Annotated in this window: 18 protein-coding genes; 6 read left to right on the top strand and 12 right to left on the bottom strand. The window is 64.7% G+C overall.

The features are described 5' to 3' along the window. From QM588_RS04505 to QM588_RS04485, 5 genes are all read right to left on the bottom strand, one after another. Positions 1–462: DUF222 domain-containing protein (locus tag QM588_RS04505; protein WP_283311747.1), on the bottom strand; the 462-nt coding region annotated here is incomplete at its 3' end. A 519-nt stretch (positions 463–981) separates the two neighbouring features. Continuing rightward, the gene (locus tag QM588_RS04500; protein ID WP_283311746.1) at positions 982–1,470 is read right to left on the bottom strand and encodes an FBP domain-containing protein; all 489 of its coding nucleotides are present in this window, start codon (positions 1,468–1,470) and stop codon (positions 982–984) included. Further along, the gene (locus QM588_RS04495; protein WP_283311745.1) at positions 1,467–2,039 is read right to left on the bottom strand and encodes a TetR/AcrR family transcriptional regulator; all 573 of its coding nucleotides are present in this window, start codon (positions 2,037–2,039) and stop codon (positions 1,467–1,469) included. Before QM588_RS04495 ends, QM588_RS04500 begins: the two co-directional genes overlap by 4 nt. Before the next feature lie 69 nt (positions 2,040–2,108). Then, positions 2,109–3,857, bottom strand: coding sequence for an ABC transporter ATP-binding protein (locus QM588_RS04490; protein WP_283311744.1), 1,749 nt, complete (start codon positions 3,855–3,857; stop codon positions 2,109–2,111). After that, positions 3,854–5,602: an ABC transporter ATP-binding protein gene (locus tag QM588_RS04485; protein ID WP_283311743.1), complete on the bottom strand. Its 1,749-nt coding sequence runs from the start codon at positions 5,600–5,602 to the stop codon at positions 3,854–3,856. The genes QM588_RS04490 and QM588_RS04485 overlap by 4 nt, the downstream gene beginning before the upstream one ends. A gap of 105 nt (positions 5,603–5,707) precedes the next feature. Here QM588_RS04485 and QM588_RS04480 point away from each other — a divergent pair, with 105 nt between their 5' ends. The 3 genes from QM588_RS04480 (at position 5,708) to rsgA (ending at position 8,572) form a co-directional block, all read left to right on the top strand. Further along, positions 5,708–5,881, top strand: a complete 174-nt coding sequence (locus QM588_RS04480) for a hypothetical protein (RefSeq protein WP_008710019.1) — start codon at positions 5,708–5,710, stop codon at positions 5,879–5,881. Positions 5,882–5,932: 51 nt separating this feature from the next. Continuing rightward, a complete protein-coding gene (locus QM588_RS04475) occupies positions 5,933–7,381 on the top strand; it encodes an alpha,alpha-trehalose-phosphate synthase (UDP-forming) (protein WP_135043124.1) in 1,449 nt (482 codons plus the stop codon). A gap of 141 nt (positions 7,382–7,522) precedes the next feature. Beyond that, on the top strand, positions 7,523–8,572 hold the full coding sequence (gene rsgA, locus QM588_RS04470; RefSeq protein ID WP_283311742.1) for a ribosome small subunit-dependent GTPase A: 1,050 nt from the start codon (positions 7,523–7,525) through the stop codon (positions 8,570–8,572). A 1-nt stretch (position 8,573) separates the two neighbouring features. Here rsgA and QM588_RS04465 read toward each other — a convergent pair whose 3' ends face one another. Further along, positions 8,574–8,804, bottom strand: a complete 231-nt coding sequence (locus tag QM588_RS04465) for a hypothetical protein (protein WP_027495662.1) — start codon at positions 8,802–8,804, stop codon at positions 8,574–8,576. A 158-nt stretch (positions 8,805–8,962) separates the two neighbouring features. Between QM588_RS04465 and QM588_RS04460 the strand changes: the two genes are divergently transcribed. Together QM588_RS04460 and QM588_RS04455 are read left to right on the top strand one after the other, a co-directional pair. Beyond that, a complete protein-coding gene (locus tag QM588_RS04460) occupies positions 8,963–10,378 on the top strand; it encodes an MFS transporter (RefSeq protein WP_283311739.1) in 1,416 nt (471 codons plus the stop codon). Next, complete coding sequence (locus tag QM588_RS04455) at positions 10,375–10,776, top strand: MarR family winged helix-turn-helix transcriptional regulator (RefSeq protein ID WP_283311737.1); 402 nt, start codon at positions 10,375–10,377, stop codon at positions 10,774–10,776. Before QM588_RS04460 ends, QM588_RS04455 begins: the two co-directional genes overlap by 4 nt. Before the next feature lie 29 nt (positions 10,777–10,805). Here QM588_RS04455 and QM588_RS04450 read toward each other — a convergent pair whose 3' ends face one another. The 6 genes from QM588_RS04450 to QM588_RS04425 form a co-directional block, all read right to left on the bottom strand. After that, on the bottom strand, positions 10,806–11,552 hold the full coding sequence (locus tag QM588_RS04450; RefSeq protein ID WP_283311735.1) for an FAD-binding oxidoreductase: 747 nt from the start codon (positions 11,550–11,552) through the stop codon (positions 10,806–10,808). Between the two features lie 175 nt (positions 11,553–11,727). After that, complete coding sequence (locus QM588_RS04445; RefSeq protein ID WP_283311733.1) at positions 11,728–12,144, bottom strand: heat shock protein transcriptional repressor HspR; 417 nt, start codon at positions 12,142–12,144, stop codon at positions 11,728–11,730. Next, on the bottom strand, positions 12,144–13,319 hold the full coding sequence (gene dnaJ / locus QM588_RS04440; RefSeq protein WP_283311732.1) for a molecular chaperone DnaJ: 1,176 nt from the start codon (positions 13,317–13,319) through the stop codon (positions 12,144–12,146). The genes QM588_RS04445 and dnaJ overlap by 1 nt, the downstream gene beginning before the upstream one ends. A 31-nt stretch (positions 13,320–13,350) precedes the next feature. After that, on the bottom strand, positions 13,351–14,010 hold the full coding sequence (gene grpE / locus QM588_RS04435) for a nucleotide exchange factor GrpE (RefSeq protein ID WP_283311731.1): 660 nt from the start codon (positions 14,008–14,010) through the stop codon (positions 13,351–13,353). After that, on the bottom strand, positions 14,007–15,851 hold the full coding sequence (gene dnaK, locus QM588_RS04430) for a molecular chaperone DnaK (RefSeq protein ID WP_283311730.1): 1,845 nt from the start codon (positions 15,849–15,851) through the stop codon (positions 14,007–14,009). Before dnaK ends, grpE begins: the two co-directional genes overlap by 4 nt. A 301-nt stretch (positions 15,852–16,152) precedes the next feature. Beyond that, positions 16,153–16,653: a Pro-kumamolisin, activation domain family protein gene (locus QM588_RS04425; protein WP_283311729.1), complete on the bottom strand. Its 501-nt coding sequence runs from the start codon at positions 16,651–16,653 to the stop codon at positions 16,153–16,155. 316 nt (positions 16,654–16,969) lie between these two features. Here QM588_RS04425 and treS point away from each other — a divergent pair, with 316 nt between their 5' ends. Beyond that, the gene (gene treS / locus QM588_RS04420; RefSeq protein WP_283311727.1) at positions 16,970–19,150 is read left to right on the top strand and encodes a maltose alpha-D-glucosyltransferase; all 2,181 of its coding nucleotides are present in this window, start codon (positions 16,970–16,972) and stop codon (positions 19,148–19,150) included. The last annotated feature ends 13 nt before the right edge of the window (positions 19,151–19,163 follow it).

Below are 19,163 nucleotides of genomic sequence, written 5' to 3'. Positions count from 1 at the left end.
TGGTGGCTTGTTGCCGCCGTAGGTGTCCTCGAGTTTGGTGATCGCTTCGCGGATGCTGTCGGTGCGTGCCCCGGGCCCGGTGGCGGCGGCGATCATCGCGGAGCGGGCGATATCGCGACCCTCTTGCGGGAGGTTCTTCGGGGGCGATTCGGCGAAGGTGAGAATCAGGGCGGCGTGGTCGACGGACATGACGCCGGTGCTCACGGCGTCGGCGATGTCGGGGAAGTTCTTCAACCCGCGAGCGAGGGCCACGATCTTGTTCGCTTTGCTCGGGGTGAGGAGGGTGGTGGAGGTCAGCCACCCTGCGGGTCCGGGGAAGCCGAGCTTCTCCCGGCTCACGCGGGTGTCGATGTCAGCGACGAGGGCGATGCGGCGTGCTTCGAGTAATTGGATGTCATGAGAGACCGCGGCAGCGTCGGCGAGCAGTTCTGCTTCGCTCAGTTGCCAGATCTGCGTGGTCATGAGAAGAAGTGTATCGAACATATGTTCTATACACAATGATAGTGTAATCGAAAACTATTGCTGTGCACAAGGATTCGCGAACCGGAACCTGTCGGTGGCCCGTGCTAGGCAAATCACCAATCCTCGGACGCGCTACGCCCGTTGCGCCACACTCCATGGGTATCAACCGGGGCGCCTGGACGAAGACCGACCTCCCGGTTTACTGTAGGCTCACCAAACACATCGACGAGGCGAATAGATGCGCACACCACGAACGGGAGCCAATTCGACTCGACCATTCGAATCCCACCGCACACTCGCGGCGCTGTTCGCGACACTGATAACAGTTGGCGTTCTCGCAATCCCGCGACTGGATCTGCCATGGGCCGGCATCGCGGGCTGGGGACTGGCAACCGTCGCGGCAGCGGCCTGGCTTTTCACAGCATTGCGCCCGCAGCGGTCCAGCCAAAAGAGCTAGGTCGTGCGCGTTGTGCGTACCTCTGGGGGCGCAAAACGCGCACGACCGGAGCGCAGCGACGATCAGCTGACGATGCGAGCGAGGAATGCGTCGATATTGCCTCTGACCGTCGCCGTGCGGGTGTCGACGTCGAAGTCTTCCTTGAACTGTCGACCCAGGGCCGGTGTTTTCTTCTTGCGTGCGTACAGAGAACATGCGAGGTCCGAGCAGATGTAGGTACCCACGGTGTTGCCGCGTCGGCCGGACTCCCCTGCCTTCGCAGCGGCCATCAGCGACACACCGCCGTTGGCATGGGTGGTGAGACAGATGCTGCACATCTGTGCGGTGCGTGGGCCACCTGCCTTGTGTCGCAACGCAATTCCCCGAAGTCGATCTTCCTGCGGTACGACGATGTAGCTTCGTCCCGCCAGCTTCGGGTCGCCCCAGCCGAGAAAATCGAGATCCTCCCACGGCACTTCGTCGAACATATCGGGGAGGGAAAGCCGAGTGGCGTCACCCTTGGACGAATTGACGAACGACGATCTGATGTCGCGTTCGGAGATCGGCTTCATTGTTCCTGCCTCCACTGCCGTAGGAGTGTGTCGATTCCGTCGAGGATTCGGGCCCACGACTCTTGTGAGTCGGGTGCACTGTGAGCGAACGAGCCGGCCGCTTCGAGGCTGGCGAAACCGTGAAAGACGCTGCCCAACAATCGAACAGCATGTACCTGATCCACCTCGCTCAGGTGATACCCACGAAGGATCGCCTTCATCATTGCCGAGTGCCGCACCCCGGCACTGTTGATCGCCGTCTCGTGGTCGAGAGGAAATTGAGTGGCCGCATACCGGCCGGGATGTTCGCGCGAATAGACCAGGTACGCGTCGGCCACTGCCACCAACGCGTCCTTGCCTGCCCTGCCTGCCAACGCTTCTGCTACCCGGTCGGCCAATTCTTCCAACGCCAGCAGCGCGATACCGACATTGAGCTGATGCGCGTTCTTCAGGTGCGAATACAGACTCGCTACTTTCACGTCGAAGCGCCTGGCGATCTCACTGGCCGTCACGCGATCGAAGCCGACCTCGTCGGCCAGATCCGCTCCTGCTGCCACGATGCGCTGCGAGGTCAATCCTGCGCGTGCCATGTCGGCCTCCTCCATCTTCCGAGGACACCGTAGCCAAAACTAATAGCTATAGGCAAATTGCTACAACTATCAGCGTCCCCGCCACGCCTCCCACAGCTGTGCGTAACGCCCACCGGCAGCGACCAACTCGTCGTGCGGACCTTGCTCCACGATTTTCCCGTGCTCGAGCACCACGACGCGGTCGGCGGCAGCGGCCTGGGTGAGGCGATGTGCCACGATCAACGTGCTACGACCTCTCGTCGCCGCCTCCGCAGCCAGTTCGAGCTCACGGGCACCGAAGCTACCGGCCTCGGCGGTGGCCTCGTCCAACACCGCGACAGCCGGGTCGGCGAGAACGAGCCGCGCCAGAGCCAATTGCTGCGACTGCGCCGCCGTCAACTGGTGACCACCCTCGCCGACGGCGGTGTCGAGGCCGTTCTCGAGCGCCTCGACCCACCCCCAGGCGCCGACGGTCCGCAGTGCGGCTTCGACGTCGTCGCGGCCGGCGTCCGGTGCCGCGAGCAACACGTCGTCGATCAAGGGGCCCGCGAAGACGTGCACTTCCTGGCTGACGATCGCGACATGTCGTCGTAATCCCTGATGCCCCAACGCATCCAGGGATGCACCACCGACACGGACCGTGCCCGACGTCGACGCCATGGACCCGGCCGCGATGGCCGCGATCGTCGACTTCCCGGCACCGGTGGATCCCACGAGCGCCACCGTCTCGCCTGCGTCGACGCGCAGGTCGACCCCGTGCAGCACTTCGTGACCCCCGTCGTAGGAGTGGCGCAGATCGACGACATCGAGGGTGGCGTCGGCAGGCACGGAACCGTCGCCCACCGGCCGCTCGTCGGGGATGTCGACGACGCCGACCAATCGAGCCAACGACGCACCGGCAGACTGGATGTCGTCGAACGTGAAGAGCAGGGTGCCGATCGGATTGAACAGGCGATGGAACAGCAGTGCTGCGGCCGTCGTCTCGCCGACGGTGACGTAATCGCCTCGTACGAGCAGGAATCCGGCCAGCAGGATCACCGACAGGCCGACACATTCGGCACGGTTGCTGCGTGAGCCGAAACGCGTGAACAACCGGAAGACGTCGACGCCGATGTCGCGGGCTTTCGCCGACGCTCTATCCACCTCACCGAGGTGCTCGGCTTCGAGACCGTAGGCGCGCACCGTCTTTGCGCCCTGCATGCTGCTGACGAAGGACTGCGCCCGCTCGCCCATAGCGACTCGTTCGGCCGCGTACAGCGGAGCCGATCGGGGCAGATACCAGCGCAGCGCGAGCACATACATCGGCAATGCCACCAGACCGGCAAGCCCCAGACGCCAGTCGATTCCGAGCATCGTGATCATGCTCAAGCACACGAGCAGGAATGCTCCGACGAGCTGGGGAATCACTTCGCCGATCGACTTGGCCATCACTGCGACGTCGTCGCCGACGCGAGAGAGCAAGTCTCCCTTGCCCACTCGCTCCAACGTGGCCACCGGCAGACGGAGGGCGCGTCGGACGACGGCCTCACGCAGGGACGCCAGGATGCCCTCGCCGAGGGTACTGATCAGGTAGCCGCTGAAACCGGTGACGACACCGCCGATGACCGCTGCCACCGCGATCACGACGACGACCCCGACGATGGTCGACGAGTCGGCCCCGGCGCGGACGCGGTCGACCAGGACACCGAGCACATAGACCGGCACCAGCGACATCGCCGCGGCCACTGCGCCGAGCAGCAGCGTCACCGCGGTGCGGAGCTTGCGTAGGCGCAGCTGTTCCAACAGCCAGCGGCCCGACCTGGCACCGGTGGCGATGGGAAGAAGCTCGGGGGCGGTCATCGCAGCACCGTCTCCTTGTACTGCGCGTCCGAGGACGCGAGATCGTGGTGGGTTCCCTCGTCGACGACGCGGCCGTCGTCGACGACGAGTACGCGATGCGTCACCGACAGCAGCGCAGGGCTGGTGGTGATCAGGATCGTGGTCTGCGCCGCGCTTCCGGTGTGTCGCAGCTCGGCGATGCCGCGCGCGATCGTGTGCTCGGTGACGGCGTCGACCGCAGTGGTGGGGTCGTGCAGCACCAGCACCGGGGCGTCGACCGACAGGGCCCGCGCCAACGCGACCCGTTGACGTTGGCCGCCGGAGAGGCTGGCACCGCGGTCGGTGACGGCGTGGTCGAGTCCGGCTTCGTGCAGTTCGACGACGTCGGTGGCCGCGGAGGCCTCGAGCACGCGGTCGAGTTCGGCGTCGGGCTGCGCGCGACCTGCGGTGACGTTGCTGCGGACGGTACCGGCGAACAGGTCGGTGATGTGCGGCTCGACGAGCACGGTCTCGCGGGCGCGTCGGAGATCGATGTTCCCTGTTGCGACGCCGCCGATCCGTACCGTTCCGGTGTAGTCGGACTCGGAGATCTGACCGGAGAGCACCTGGGCGAGTGCCTCCCCGTCCTGCGGCCGGTAGGCGACGATTCCGAGCATCTCGCCGGGTGCGGCCGAGAAGGTGAGGCCGTCGAGCGAACGGAACCCGACCTCGTCGACGGTGAGATCGGTACCCGAGGGCACAGCGGAATCCGATTGCGGCAGAACGTGGTCGGCACCGAGTACGAGTGCGAGCCGGTCGGCCGAGCCACGCACCATCGCCACCACGCCAGGGACCTTGGACAACCCGGTCAGCGGTTCGATGACGAATTGCGAGAGCCCGATGACGGTGATCAGCTCGCCGACCGAGATGCGACCCTGCAATGCGAACCAGCCTGCGGTACCGGCGATTCCGACAGCGAGCAACGCGTTGACCGCCGCCGCCAGACCCTGATAGACGTTGTTGGCGCGGGCCATCCTCAGCGTGGCTGCCAGTGCCGTTCGGCTCGACGTCACGAACCGCTGGGTCGCGGCGTCCTCTGCTCCGATTCCGCGCAGCGGACGCACTCCACTGACCAGATCGGTGGCCATTCCCGATACCCCGGCGATCTCGGCCTGCTGTGCGGTGGCCGCGCGGGTGAGCAACGGGGCGAGGCGCTGGAGCGCAATCAGAATCACCGGAGTACCGATCACAACGGCCAGGCCGAGGGGAATGTCGATGATCAGCAATGCCACCGCCGACGCCACCACCGCCACGGCCGACGCGAAGACCCGGGCGATCAGATCGAGAATCCACGATTCCTTCTCGGCATCGGACGTCGAAACCGTCAGCAATTCCCCGGCCGACAGATCGGTGCGCAGTCCGCGTGGGTCGAGAACGCGGCCGGCGACCTCCACCCGCACATCGTGGGCCTCTCGCTCGATGGCGACGACGATGATGCGGGCACCGATGCGCCAGGCGTAGGACAGTGTGACGAACAGAGCCGCAAGACCGACCAACGAGACGATCATCGCCGTCACGTCGCCGGTGTCGATCGCCCGCGACACGATCAGACCGATCGCGACCGGAACCATCGTTTCGCACAGTTGATGCACCCCGAACAGCAGGGACGAGACGATCAAGCGGGTGCGACGACGTCGTACGGTGCGGCGCAGAATCGCGCCCCCGGTGGCCGGGGATGGTGCCTCCACCACGTTTCGAGCATGGTGAAGCGAGACAGAATCGGTCATTTGCTGCAGCCTATGGCATCGGGAAGTGGCAATGGGGTGTCCTGTTTACATAGAGTTGGCACCAGCGAACACCGAGTAAGTCCAGCAGAGAGTACGGAGAACACCATGCCTGCCAAGACATCGACCGACAACGACATCGCCGACGAAGACATCGTCCCACTCGAGTACGAGACCGCCAGCCAGGCCCAGCGCGTCGTCGCCGCCTACGCGACCGATGCCGACGAGTGCCGCATGTTGTTGTCGATGCTGGGTATAGACCCCGTAGCGAAGACCGACTGACAGGTTTCGCAGGGCTGAATACCCAGGGATCAACAAGCGGATTGGACAGTTGTGGCTGACGCCTCGCAGGGTTCGGATTTCGTCGTCGTAGCCAACAGGTTGCCCGTCGACCTGGAGACACTTCCCGACGGAAGCACGCGATGGAAGCGCAGCCCCGGCGGGCTGGTCACCGCGCTCGAGCCCATCCTGCGCGCCAACAAGGGTGCCTGGGTGGGATGGGTCGGGGTATCCGACGTCGATGTCGAGCCGTTCGTGGAGGACGATCTGCATCTGCGTCCGGTGCCGATCAGCGAGAAGGAATACACCCAGTACTACGAGGGCTTCTCCAACGCCACGCTGTGGCCGCTGTATCACGACGTCATCGTCAAGCCTGAGTACGACCGCGACTGGTGGAACGCGTACGTCGAGGTCAATCGCCGCTTCGCGGAGAAGACGTCCGAGGCAGCCGCGCAGGGCGCGACGGTGTGGATTCAGGACTACCAACTCCAGCTCGTCCCGAAGATGCTCAGGATGCTGCGGCCCGATCTCACCATCGGGTTCTTTCTGCACATCCCGTTCCCGCCGATCGAGCTGTTCATGCAGATGCCGTGGCGCACCGAGATCGTCGAAGGACTGCTCGGAGCCGACCTGATCGGTTTCCATCTGTCCGGCGGCGCGCAGAACTTCCTCTACCTTGCCCGACGCCTCGCCGGGGGAACCACCTCACGCGGAACCGTCGGTGTGCGGTCCAAGCTCGGCGTCGTGCAGGTGGGGTTCCGGACCGTACGCGTCGGAGCGTTCCCGATCTCCATCGACTCCGGTGACCTCGACACCAAGTCGCGCACGAAGGCCGTCCGAGACCGCGCCAAGCAGCTGCGCAAAGACCTCGGTAATCCGAAACGGATCATGCTCGGCGTCGATCGACTGGATTACACCAAGGGAATCGACGTTCGGCTCAACGCATTTCGAGAGTTGCTCGAAGAAGGCCGAGTCGATCCGGCCGAGAACGTCATCGTGCAATTGGCGACGCCCAGCCGTGAACGCGTCGAGAGCTATGTCGCCATGCGCGGTGAGATCGAACAGCAGGTGGGACGCATCAACGGTGAGTACGGCCAGGTGGGCCACCCGGTGGTGCACTACCTGCATCGTCCCATTCCCCGTGAGGACCTGCTCGCCTACTTCGTCGCTGCCGACGTCATGCTGGTCACTCCCCTACGCGACGGCATGAACCTCGTCGCCAAGGAGTACGTGGCCTGCCGCAGCGATCTCGGTGGTGCACTGGTTCTCAGCGAATTCACCGGTGCTGCTGCGGAATTGCGCCAGGCGTACCTGTGCAACCCCCACGATCTGGACAGCGTGAAGGACGCCATCACCGGAGCGCTCGAACAGGAACCCGAGGCAGGTAAGCGTCACATGCGAGCCATGCGTCGGCAGGTTCTCGCCCATGACGTCGACCGCTGGGCCCGCTCGTTCCTGACCGCTCTGGCGCAACCGGCCGAGGGCACCAACCTCGGTCGATAAATCGCTTTACCCCCACCGTCGACGGCTGTTAGTTTGCCGTCGACGGTTTTGTGCATTCGAGAAGTGAGGAGGTGGGCATCGTGGCCACCTGGACGAGAACACACCCGAGCCCTCACACCTCCTCCACGAAGGACTTCTCGCATGTCTTCTCTACTCGAATACGGACTCGACCAACACTGGCGTGACGAGTTCGAACAGCATTCTCACAGCGCAGTTCTCGCTCGCGTGGTTCGCGTCGACCGCGGTGAATTCGACGCCGTCACCGAGCACGGAATCGCGCGCGGCACCGGCAGTGTCAGCGGTCGTTCCGCAGGCTCCACTCCTGGCGGCCTCTGCACCGGGGATTGGGTGGCACTGGACGCGGAATCGTTCCGGCTGATCGACATCTTGCCCCGCCGGACTGCCATAGTTCGAGCCAGTGCCGGATCGATCTCGGCCGCACAGGTTCTCGGTGCCAACGTCGACACCGTCGTGGTCACCGTCGCGTCGGACACGGCCCTCGATCTCGGTCGCGTCGAGCGCTACCTCACGCTGGCGTGGGGCAGCGGCGGTGTGCCCGTCGTCGCGATCACCAAGACCGACAGCGGACGCGTCACCGAAGAGTCGGTACTGGCCGCCGCGCCGGGTGTCACCGTCTGTAGCACCAGTGCGGTGTCGGCCGACGGAATCGACTCGCTGACAGCGCATCTGCACGGCACGGTTGCGCTGATCGGGCCGTCGGGATCGGGTAAATCGACTCTCGGCAACGCTCTGATCGGGAGCACCGCGTTCGCCACCGGCACCACTCGCGAGGCGGACGCCAAGGGCAGACACACGACGGTGCGTCGGGAATTGATTCCGGTACCACGGCTGGGACTGACCCTGCTCGATACTCCCGGATTGAGATCGGTGGGCGTACAAGGATCGGAAGACGCAGTAGCGAACGCCTTTTCGGATATCGACGAGCTGGCCGCACTGTGCCGTTTCGGCGACTGCGCGCACGCACACGAGCCCGGTTGCGCCGTTCTCGCTGCCGTCGAGGCAGGCGAACTCACCGAACGCCGGCTGGGTAACTACCGAAAGCTGTTGCGGGAGAACGCCTGGACAACGTCGCGCCACGATGCGCGGGCGCGCAGCGAGAAGTTGAGGGAATACAAGCAGATGACCAAGTCGCTACGGCAGAAATACGCAGCCGACGGTGGGCGGCGCTAGGTCAGCTCTCGTCGAACAGCGAGGGGCTCTCGGACTCCGCCTCTTCCAGCGGAGCCGAGCCCTCGCGCGGCGACGCCTTGCGCACCACCTCGACCGTCGTCGTACGGACCGACAGCCGATGCCCGTCGTGATGCTCGAGCAACGCCAACCCCTGACGAATCTCGAGCACCTTCCACGGGCCTGCGTGCCCGGACGCCTGAACCAGGTCGCCTGGTGCGATCTCGGAAGCCACTGTTGTTCTCCATTCACCGAGCAGGTATCGGGGGTCGAGCAAGTCTGTGACACACACCCTATCGGGCACCGACCGGCCCGACGCCACTTGCTCGGCGAACAAGTTAGGAGTACTCATGTAATAGTTGTAGATGTACAAGCAAATATGCGGAGGTGCACGTGACCGAGCTGACTCGACGACACCGATATCTCGTGCTCGGGATCTGCTGCCTGAGCCTGTTTCTCGTCAGCACCGACAACACGATCGTCAACGTAGCGCTGCCGTCGATGCGCGCAGATCTGAATGCATCGGTATCGGGTCTGCAATGGATCATCGATGCATACACGCTGGTCGTGGCATCTCTGCTGATGCTCGGCGGCTCGATGGCCGACAAGTACGGCCGCAAACGCTTCTTCCTGATCGGCACCGGAACGTTCGTGCTCGGCTCGCTGCTGTGCAGCGTCGCACCGTCGCTGGGCTGGCTCATCGCCTTCCGGATGCTGCAGGCCATCGGCGGCTCGATGATGAATCCCGTCGCGATGTCGATCATCACCAACACCTTCACCGACCCCAAAGAGCGCGCCGGCGCGATCGGCATGTGGGGTGCCGTCGTCGGAATCTCGATGTCTGCGGGACCGGCACTCGGCGGCGTGCTCGTCACCAGCGCCGGCTGGCAGTCCATCTTCTGGATCAACGTCCCCGTCGGGATCTTCGCTTTGGCGATGACACTGAAGTTCGTCCCGGAATCCAAGGCCGAGCACGCGCGGAAGTTCGATCCGGTAGGTCAGTTCCTCATCTTCGCGTTCCTCGCGTCCCTGGTCTTCACCATCATCGAAGGTCCCGCGAAGGGTTGGGGATCACCGCTGATCGTGTTCACGGGTGCCGTCGCGATCGGCTCTCTCGTCGGGCTGCTGGTGGTCGAATCGCGAATCGAGGAACCGCTGATCCAGCTGAAGTTCTTCCGCAGTGCGCCGTTCAGTGGCGCTACGGTAATCGCCGTGTGTGCGTTCGCGTCCCTCGGCGGGTTCCTGTTCCTCAACACGCTGTACCTGCAGGACGTTCGCGGCTACTCACCTCTGCACGCGGGTCTCTACACTCTGCCGATGGCACTGATGACGCTGATCTTCGCGCCGATATCGGGACGCATCGTCGGCACCCTCGGGGCTCGCATCCCCCTGCTCGTGGCCGGCCTCGGCTTCGTGATCTCGGCGCTGATGCTCACCAGAACGACGCCCACGACGTCCTTTGCCTGGCTCGCGACGGCGTATGTGATCTTCGGAATCTCCTTCGGCATGGTCAACGCCCCGATCACCAACACCGCTGTGTCCGGGATGCCGCGCAGCCAAGCCGGCGTGGCATCGGCCATCGCGTCGACCAGCAGGCAGGTGGGTCAGTCGCTCGGCGTCGCCGTCATGGGCTCGATCGTCACCGCGAGCATCGTCGGAGAGATCTCCGACGGCTTCACCGCCGCCGCCGTGCCCGCCTGGTTCGTCATCGCCGGTGCCGGGGTGGTCGTCACCGTCCTCGCCATCGTCACCACCGGCCGGTGGGCCCGATCGACCGCCGAGCGTATCGATCAGCCGGTGCTCGTATGAGCAGCGACGCAGCGCAGATCTGGCGCGAGATGCGAGCGCTGATGCTCGAGGTACACGACACTCGACGGGCCGTCGCGGAGGCCACCGGAATGAGCTTCCTGCGGGCGAAACTGCTGATCAAGCTGTTGGGCGGCGATCGGACGGTCACCGAACTCGCCGACCTGCTCGCCTCCGACGTGCCCTACGTGTCGCTGAACGTGCGCGAACTCGAACAGCGAGACCTGGTGGTGCGCACCGAGGACCCCGACGATCGTCGACGACGCATCATCGGACTCACCGACGCCGGACGCCGCCTCGCCGAGAAAGCCCGCACGATCGCCGACGCCCCGCCGCCGGAATTCACGGCACTACCGCCGGAGGACCTGGCGCATCTGCGTCGGATATTGGGACTGCCCTGATGTGGTGGGACGGTGCTTCGGCTTCGGCTTCAGCGGCGGATGTCTGCAAGCGGGGTTCCGATCTCGACCAGGGCGCGCACGGTGGCGGCCTCCATGCCGGGTGAACCACACACCAGGATCTGACTGTCGGGAAACGGGCCCTGCACCGCGACGACGTCGGCGATGGCACCCTCCCAGCAGTGCTCCGGCTCGAAGAAGGATGTGCTGGAACCTATTTCGTCGTGAATACGATCGTTCCAGCGGTCCGAGGCCCACGGCTCGTGCAGTTGATCGACGACGGGAACAACCGTGAGCCACGGCAACTCGGACGCCATCAACCACAGCATGTCGCTTGCATAGAGATCGCGCGGCGACTTGCCGCCGAAGAACAGCGTCACGTTCGGCGGCCGCTCCCAGCGCGTGAGATCGAGCAGAATTGCGCGCAACGGGGCGAGGCCGGTTCCGCCTGCGATCATGACGACGTCGCGACCCGAGTCGTCGACGTGCAGACCGCCCCGCGGATCGCTGATCTGCCAGACATGACCGGGCCGCGTCTCGTTGACGATCGATCCGCTCACCCACCCCGCGGGTACCGCGCGCACGTGGAACTCGAGCTTGCCGTCCAGCGACGGCGGCAGGGCGGGCGAATATCGACGCGTCAGAGCAGCGTTCTGAGGAACTGTCACGGACACCGACTGCCCGGCCCTGAATGGAATCGCGTCGCCCTCGAGCCTGATGACCGCGAGGTCGTTCCGAAGGCGATGGTACTGAACGACTGTCGAATTCCACGCCTGCATGCGGACCAGGATAGGGGTCGATGCCGGGTGTCTCGCAAACGCGCGGGGTTCGCCACTGCCGGTGCCGCAAACGCGCGCGCGTTTGCTGAACGCGCGCGGAATAGTGACCGAATCGCGGCAAATCTGCGCGCACCTGACAAATGCGCGCGCGTTTGCCGGGGGGAAGGCGGCGAACCTAACGCTGGTGTTTCGGCTTCCAGACCACCAGGGCGTTGCGTTGGATCGGCACCAGGTCCCGGCGATAGCTCGCGTGCACGTTCGCTACCTCCTGCGCCAGTTCCGAGACCCGGGCCTGCAGGGCCTCGACCTGATTGGTGAGCTCGATGATGCGCTTGATGCCGGCGAGGTTGACGCCCTCGTCCTGCGAGAGTCGCTGCACTTCACGAAGCAGTGCGACGTCACGCGGGGAGTAGCGTCGCCCGCCGCCGGTCGTGCGGTGCGGGGTGACCAGCCCGAGCCTGTCGTAGGTACGCAAGGTCTGCGCATGCATACCGGCCAGCTGAGCCGCGACGGAGATCACGAAGATCTGCGCGTCGGGATCACCTTGCACTCCACCGGCTTTCGCGGAACCGCCCTCGGGAGGGACCGACATCACACACCTGCCCACCCGGCCCGCGGGTCGAATCCGCTGGCCTTCTCGGCTTCCAGATAGTTCTTCAGAGCGTCGGTAGCAGCATCGTCGAGTTTCTGCGGCACGGCAACTTTGACGGTCACCATCAGATCGCCGGTGCCGGATTTCTTCGGGATACCGCGTCCGCGCACCCGCAGCACTCGCCCGTCGACGGTTCCCGGTGGCACTTTCACGCCGACGCGTCCTTCGAGGGTGGGCACCGACAGTGTGGTGCCGAGGACCAGTTCGCCGTAGCTGACCGGCACGGTTACCGTGAGGTCGTCGCCGGTGCGGCCGAAGACCTTGTCGGGCTTGACCCGAACGGTGACGAACAGGTCGCCCGACGGTGCTCCGCGGAGGCCGGCTTCGCCTTGGCCTGCGAGTCGTACTTTCTGGCCGTCGCTGATGCCGGCCGGTACGCGCACGGTGATGGTGCGGGTGCGGTTCTGCACTCCGGTGCCGCGGCAATCGACGCACGGGTCGTCGATGATGGATCCGGTACCGCGGCAGTCGTCACACGGCTCACTGAAGCCGAACGCGCCTTGGTTTCGGTTGACGACACCCTGGCCGTTGCACTTGGGGCAGACCCGCGGGCTGGTTCCCGGCTTGGCACCGCTGCCGTGGCACGTGGTGCACGAGGACGGACTGGTCAACCGCAACGGAACCGTCACGCCCAGCGCTGCCTCACGGAACTGCAGCGAGGTCTCGGTCTCGACGTCGCTGCCGCGTCGGGGACGGTTGCTCTGCGGGCGCTGCTGCGCAGCGCCGCGATTGAACAGTCCACCGAAGAGGTCGCCGATGCCGCCGTCGCCGCCGGCCTGACCGAAGATGTCGCCGACGTCGAAGCTCTGACCACCGCCGCCGAATCCACCGGCACCGGGTGAGAACCCACCGCCGGCGCGGCTACCGAAGCCGCCGGACGCGAACAGCCGCCTGGCCTCGTCGTATTCCTTGCGTTTGGCCGGGTCGGCGAGAACGGCGTGCGCCTCGCTGACCGCTTTGAACTTGTTCTCGGCCGCGGCGTTACCGGGATTGGCGTCGGGATGGTTGTCCCGCGCCAACTTTCGGTACGCCTTCTTGATCTCTTCTGCAGTAGCGCTGGAGGAAACGCCCAGCTCCTTGTAGAAGTCCTTCTCGATCCACTCCCGCTGGCTCACCGGGCGTTTCCTCCTCTCGCGCTATTTCTTTTTACTGCTCGTCGGACGCGGGTGCGTCCGATTCTTCTGTTGCTGTGCCCTCGGAAGCACTGTCGACCACACCGACCATCGCGGTACGCAGCACGCGCTCGCCGAGCTTGTAGCCCGGACGCATCAGCGTGCCGACGACCGGATTGCTGCCATCGCCCTCATGGGAGACGGCCTCGTGGATGGCCGGGTCGAAGGCGTCGCCCTCGGCCCCGAAGGTGCTCAAACCGATGTTCGAGAACACCCCCGCCAACTTGTCCGCCACGGACTTGAGCGGTCCGGTTTCGAGATCGCCGTGCTGGCGAGCTCGCTCCAGATCGTCGAGGACGGGGAGCAACTGGGACACGACGGACGCCTTCGCGTTCTCCGCTCCCGACTGCTTCTCGCGATCCGTGCGACGACGGTAATTGGCGTACTCCGCCGACACGCGCTGCAGATCTGCGGTGAGTTCTGCAACCTTCGTGTCACGCGGGTCTTCCACTACCTCGGCGTCGATCTCTGCATCGCCGTTCCCTGCGTCAACCGAGCCGGGCTGGGGCGCAGTTCCGGTGCCCGCGAGGGGCTCGGGAACTGCGTCACCTTCCCGTACTTCACCGGTCTCGGGATCGATCTTTCGCTTGTCCACGAAAGTGACCGGTTCCTGCTCGGTGTTGTCGGACGTCACTTCTTGTCCGTGTCGTCGGCGGGCTCGTCGACAACCTCTGCGTCGACTACACCGTCGTCAGCTGCCTGCGCGCCACCCTCTGCGCCACCCTGCTCCTTGGCCTGAGCCTCGTAGATGGCGGTGCCGAGAGCCTGCGACTCGCTCGACAGCTTCTCCACGGCGGTCTTGACTGCCGAGATGTCGCTGCCCGCGAGAGCCGTCTTGGCGTCGGCGATGGCGGTTTCGACGCGGCCCTTGAGCTCGGCGTCGACCTTGTCCTCGTTGTCCTTGACGAACTTCTCCGTCTGGTGGACGAGGGACTCGGCCTGGTTGCGGACCTCGGCCTCTTCGCGACGAGCCTTGTCCTCGTCTGCGTGAGCTTCCGCGTCGGCGACCATGCGGTCGATCTCTTCCTTGGACAAGCCGGAGCCGTCCTGGATCTTGATCGTGTTTTCCTTGCCGGTGCCCTTGTCCTTGGCCGTGACGTGCACGATGCCGTTGGCGTCGATGTCGAAGGTGACCTCGATCTGCGGGACGCCGCGAGGAGCCGGGGGCAGCTCGGTCAGCTCGAAGGAGCCGAGGAGCTTGTTGTGCGAGGCGATCTCGCGCTCACCCTGGAAGACCTGGATCTGCACCGAGGGCTGATTGTCGTCAGCGGTGGTGAAGGTCTCGGAACGCTTCGTCGGGATGGTGGTGTTGCGCTCGATGAGCTTGGTCATGACGCCACCCTTGGTTTCGATACCGAGGGACAGCGGCGTGACGTCGAGGAGCAGAACGTCCTTGACCTCACCCTTGAGGACACCGGCCTGCAGTGCAGCACCGACGGCCACGACCTCGTCCGGGTTGACGCCCTTGTTGGGCTCGCGTCCACCGGAGAGTTCCTTGACCAGCTCGGAGACTGCGGGCATACGCGTCGAACCACCGACGAGCACGACGTGGTCGATGTCCTTGACGGCGATGCCGGAGTCCTTGACCACTGCCTGGAACGGCGCACGGGTGCGGTCGAGCAGATCGGAGGTGATCTTCTGGAACTCCGAGCGGCTGAGCTGCTCGTCGAGGAAGAGCGGGTTCTTGTCCGCGTCGACCGTGATGTACGGGAGGTTGATCGAGGTGCTCTGCCCGGAGGACAGTTCGATCTTCGCCTTCTCGGCGGCCTCACGCAGACGCTGCAGCGCCATCTTGTCCTTGGTCAGATCGATGCCGTTCTGAGCCTTGAACTTGTCGACGAGCCAGGTCACGATGCGCTCGTCCCAGTCGTCGCCACCGAGGTGGTTGTCACCGGACGTCGCACGGACCTCGACGACGCCGTCGCCGATTTCCAGCAGCGAGACGTCGAACGTGCCGCCACCGAGGTCGAACACGAGAATGGTCTGCTCGCTGTCGCCCTTGTCCAGGCCGTATGCGAGAGCAGCCGCGGTGGGCTCGTTGACGATGCGCAGGACGTTGAGGCCGGCGATCTGGCCGGCTTCTTTCGTGGCCTGACGCTGTGCGTCCTCGAAGTACGCGGGAACGGTGATGACCGCGTCGGTGATTTCTTCACCCAGGTAGGCCTCGGCGTCGCGCTTGAGCTTCTGCAGCGTGCGCGCGGAGATTTCCTGAGGGGTGTACTTCTTACCGTCGATCTCCACGGTCCAGTCCGTGCCGACGTGGCGCTTCACGGAACGAATCGTGCGGTCGACGTTGGTGACCGCCTGGTTCTTCGCGGGCTGGCCGACCAGCACTTCACCGTTCTTGGCGAAAGCGACGATCGACGGGGTGGTGCGTGATCCCTCGGAGTTGGCGACGACAACCGGTTCGCCGCCCTCGAGGACGGACACGACCGAGTTGGTGGTCCCGAGGTCGATACCGACCGCACGAGCCATAATGTTTCCTCCTGTTATTGCGTGGATTCAGTCCCTGGGTGAGCGAACTCCACTCAAGTTTGCATAACGCGATCTGTCGCGTCAACTTCCAACTTGAGCCTCATCCACTCAAGGCTGCTGACCTGCACAACGGAGGGTGTGGCGAATTTGTTCCCGGGGAGCGGCTGCGCCGCATGTGAGTGGAAACTCGTAGCAGGTACCGAAGTTCCACTCACATGGGGCGAAGCCCCTCCACAGCAGTACGCCGCGACGATCCGGTGGATCGTCGCGGCGCAGCGGGAGAGAAAGTACGGAACGAGAATTACTCGGCAGGATCCTCGGCGGGTGCGGGGATGCAGCTGTAGCTGAGTAGTCCACCGGTGATGTTGTTCATGAAGTCGGCGTCGAGTGCGCTGGCGAAGGCAGCTGCGCCGGCGGGGCGAGCGACCCATTCGCGATCGGCCGACGGCACGGTGTAGGTCATTGCCTCGCCCGCCTTGATGGTCTTCTCGGTGTTCTGACCCTGCAGACCCGGCAGCGCGCCGTAGTTGACGTTGACGTTCGACGCGTCGTCGGCACCCTTGTTCTCGACCTTGACCTGCAGTGCGACGACGCCGCCCTCGGGGGCCTTCTCGACTGCGGTGTCGCAGACAGTGGCGATCGAGACGACCAGGTCGGGGCTTTCGAGAACTGCGGAGCCGAGTGGCATCGCGGGCTCGGTCTCGGGCTCGGCCGAGGCCATGGGTACGAGGACGACCGCACCGATGCCGGCGGCCAGGGCGGCCGTCGAGGCCAGGATCGATGTGCGGGCAAGACGTCGCATGGACAACTCCTGTGACTGAGGGGATGTGACCCGTGAGTCTGATGTGACTGAAGGGACAGTTGGTACTTCCTCACTATGGCCTATCCGATTCAGACATTCCACACCAGGCGGTCTCGATTCGATGACGTTCGCATATCGAACAAAACCGGTCGGGCCGAATGACATTCGTGTGATTCGGCCGACTCTCACCGATCGACCGGCCGGGCCCGGCGCGCCCACACGCTAGGTTTCGCTGGCCGAAGAAGAGGGGAACCACAACCCTGCGGATCGGCCGCGCCCTACGTAGGGTTGAGGAAAAGCGAGGCTACGGAGGCACATGGATCCCGAAGTGCAGCACGAACCGAGCGAGATCACCTACGACGAGAAGTTCTACCCGGCTCGGCCGAAACCGCTTCGTCCGTCCGTGCGCCGTGCGAACCGAAGTAGTGGTCCCACACCGGACAGCGAGCCGGTCGCGTCCAATCCCGAGTACGTGGACTGGCTCACCGAACAGTCGATGCTGCGAGATGCCAAGCTCATTGCCGAACAGCTGTCGGGCAAGGGCAGCATGTGGCAGAACCCGTATGCCGATCCCGACCCGCGTGCTGCCGTCGAGCGAGCACCCGTCTGGTTCACCGCCTACCCCATCTCGGTGATCAACGCTCCGCAGACCAGCTTCCTGAGCACCCTCGGTGACGAGAAGTTGTGGCAGGCGTTCTCCGAAATCGGCGTCACCGCCGTGCACACCGGACCGGTGAAGGTGGCGGGCGGCATCCACGGGTGGCGTCCCACCCCGTCCGTCGACGGCCACTTCGACCGCATTGGTATGCAGATAGACCCCGCCTTCGGCTCGGAAGAAGAGTTCCGACGCCTGTGCGTCGTGGCCGCCGCGTACGACGGCATCGTCATCGACGACATCGTTCCCGGCCACACCGGTAAGGGTGCGGATTTCCGGCTGGCCGAGATGGCCGTCGCCGATTACCCCGGCATTTACCACATGGTCGAGATCGAGCCGCAGGACTGGCACCTGCTGCCGCGTGTGCGCGCCGGTGCCGACTCGCAGAACATCGACGCCGAGGCCGAGGCCAATCTCGCTCGTGCCGGCTACATCATCGGCCAGCTGCAGCGAGTGATCTTCTACGAGCTCGGCGTCAAGGAAACCAACTGGAGCGCAACACCTCCCGTCGTCGGTATCGACGGCGTCGAGCGGCGTTGGGTGTACCTGCACTACTTCAAGGCCGGTCAGCCGTCCATCAACTGGCTCGACCCATCGTTCGCGGGAATGCGCCTCGTCATCGGCGACGCCTGCCATTCCATCGCCGATCTCGGTGCCGGCGCGTTGCGCTTGGACGCCAACGGTTTCCTCGGCGTCGAACGTCGTGCGGAGGGTCCGGGTTGGTCCGAGGGACACCCACTCTCGGAGGCCGCGAATCACCTGATCGCCAGTGTGGTGCGCAAGATGGGTGGGTTCACCTTCCAGGAGTTGAACCTGACGATCGACGACATCAAGGCGATGGGCACCAACGGTGCCGATCTGTCGTACGACTTCATCAACCGCCCGGCCTACCAGCATGCGTTGGTCATGGGGAACACCGAATTCCTCAGGCTCACCATGACTTTGGCTCGCGATCACGGTGTGGATACCGCGTCGCTGGTGCACGCGCTGCAGAACCACGACGAGATGACGTTCGAACTCATCCACTTCGCGACACTGCACGCAGAAGACGAGTTCGCCTACGGCGGCGAGTCGGTCAAGGGCTGCGATCTGGGCGATCGCATTCGCGGCGAGCTCACCGATCGACTCACCGGCCGCTGGGCACCGTACAACCGAACGTTCACCACCAACGGAATCGCCTGCACCACAGCCAGTGTGATCACCGCGTCGCTCGGCATCCGCGATCTCGATCGGATGGACGAGCAGGACATCGAGACCGTCAAACGTGCGCACCTGCTGCTCGCCATGTACAACGCACTCCAGCCCGGCGTGTTCGCACTGTCCGGCTGGGACTTGCTGGGCATCCTTCCGATCGCCGCCGACGAGGTCGAGGATCTCATCAAAGAGGGCGACACTCGCTGGCTCAACCGCGGCGCACACGACCTGATGGGGTATTTCCCCGACGCCGTGCGCTCGGAGTCGGGCATTCCCCGTGGACGCAGCCTGTACGGTTCGCTACCGGAGCAGTTGGCCGACCCCCAGTCGTTCGCTCGGCAGCTGGCTCGAATCATCGAGCTGCGCAACAAGTACGGAATTGCCACGGCGCAGCAGATCGACATTCCGACGGTCTCGCACAAGAGCCTGCTGGTGATGGTGCACGAGCTCGGCCAGGGCATCATCCAGGCCACGGTGCTGAACTTCTCGTCCGACGAGATCAGCGCAACCATTCAGTCCAAGCACCTGGTGCCCGGCACCTGCGCCATCGATGTGTTCGACGACAACGAGATCGCGACGGTCGACGAACTGCACAGTTTCCCGATGAACCTCGGTCCGTACGAGGGCGTCGCGGTGGTGCTGCGGTGAGAGAGACGACGCA

The organism is Rhodococcus sp. IEGM 1354 (assembly GCF_030056855.1).
GTDB lineage: Bacteria > Actinomycetota > Actinomycetes > Mycobacteriales > Mycobacteriaceae > Rhodococcoides.
Note: the sequence above shows the minus strand (reverse complement) of the source record. Positions and strands in the feature narration are given on the sequence as shown.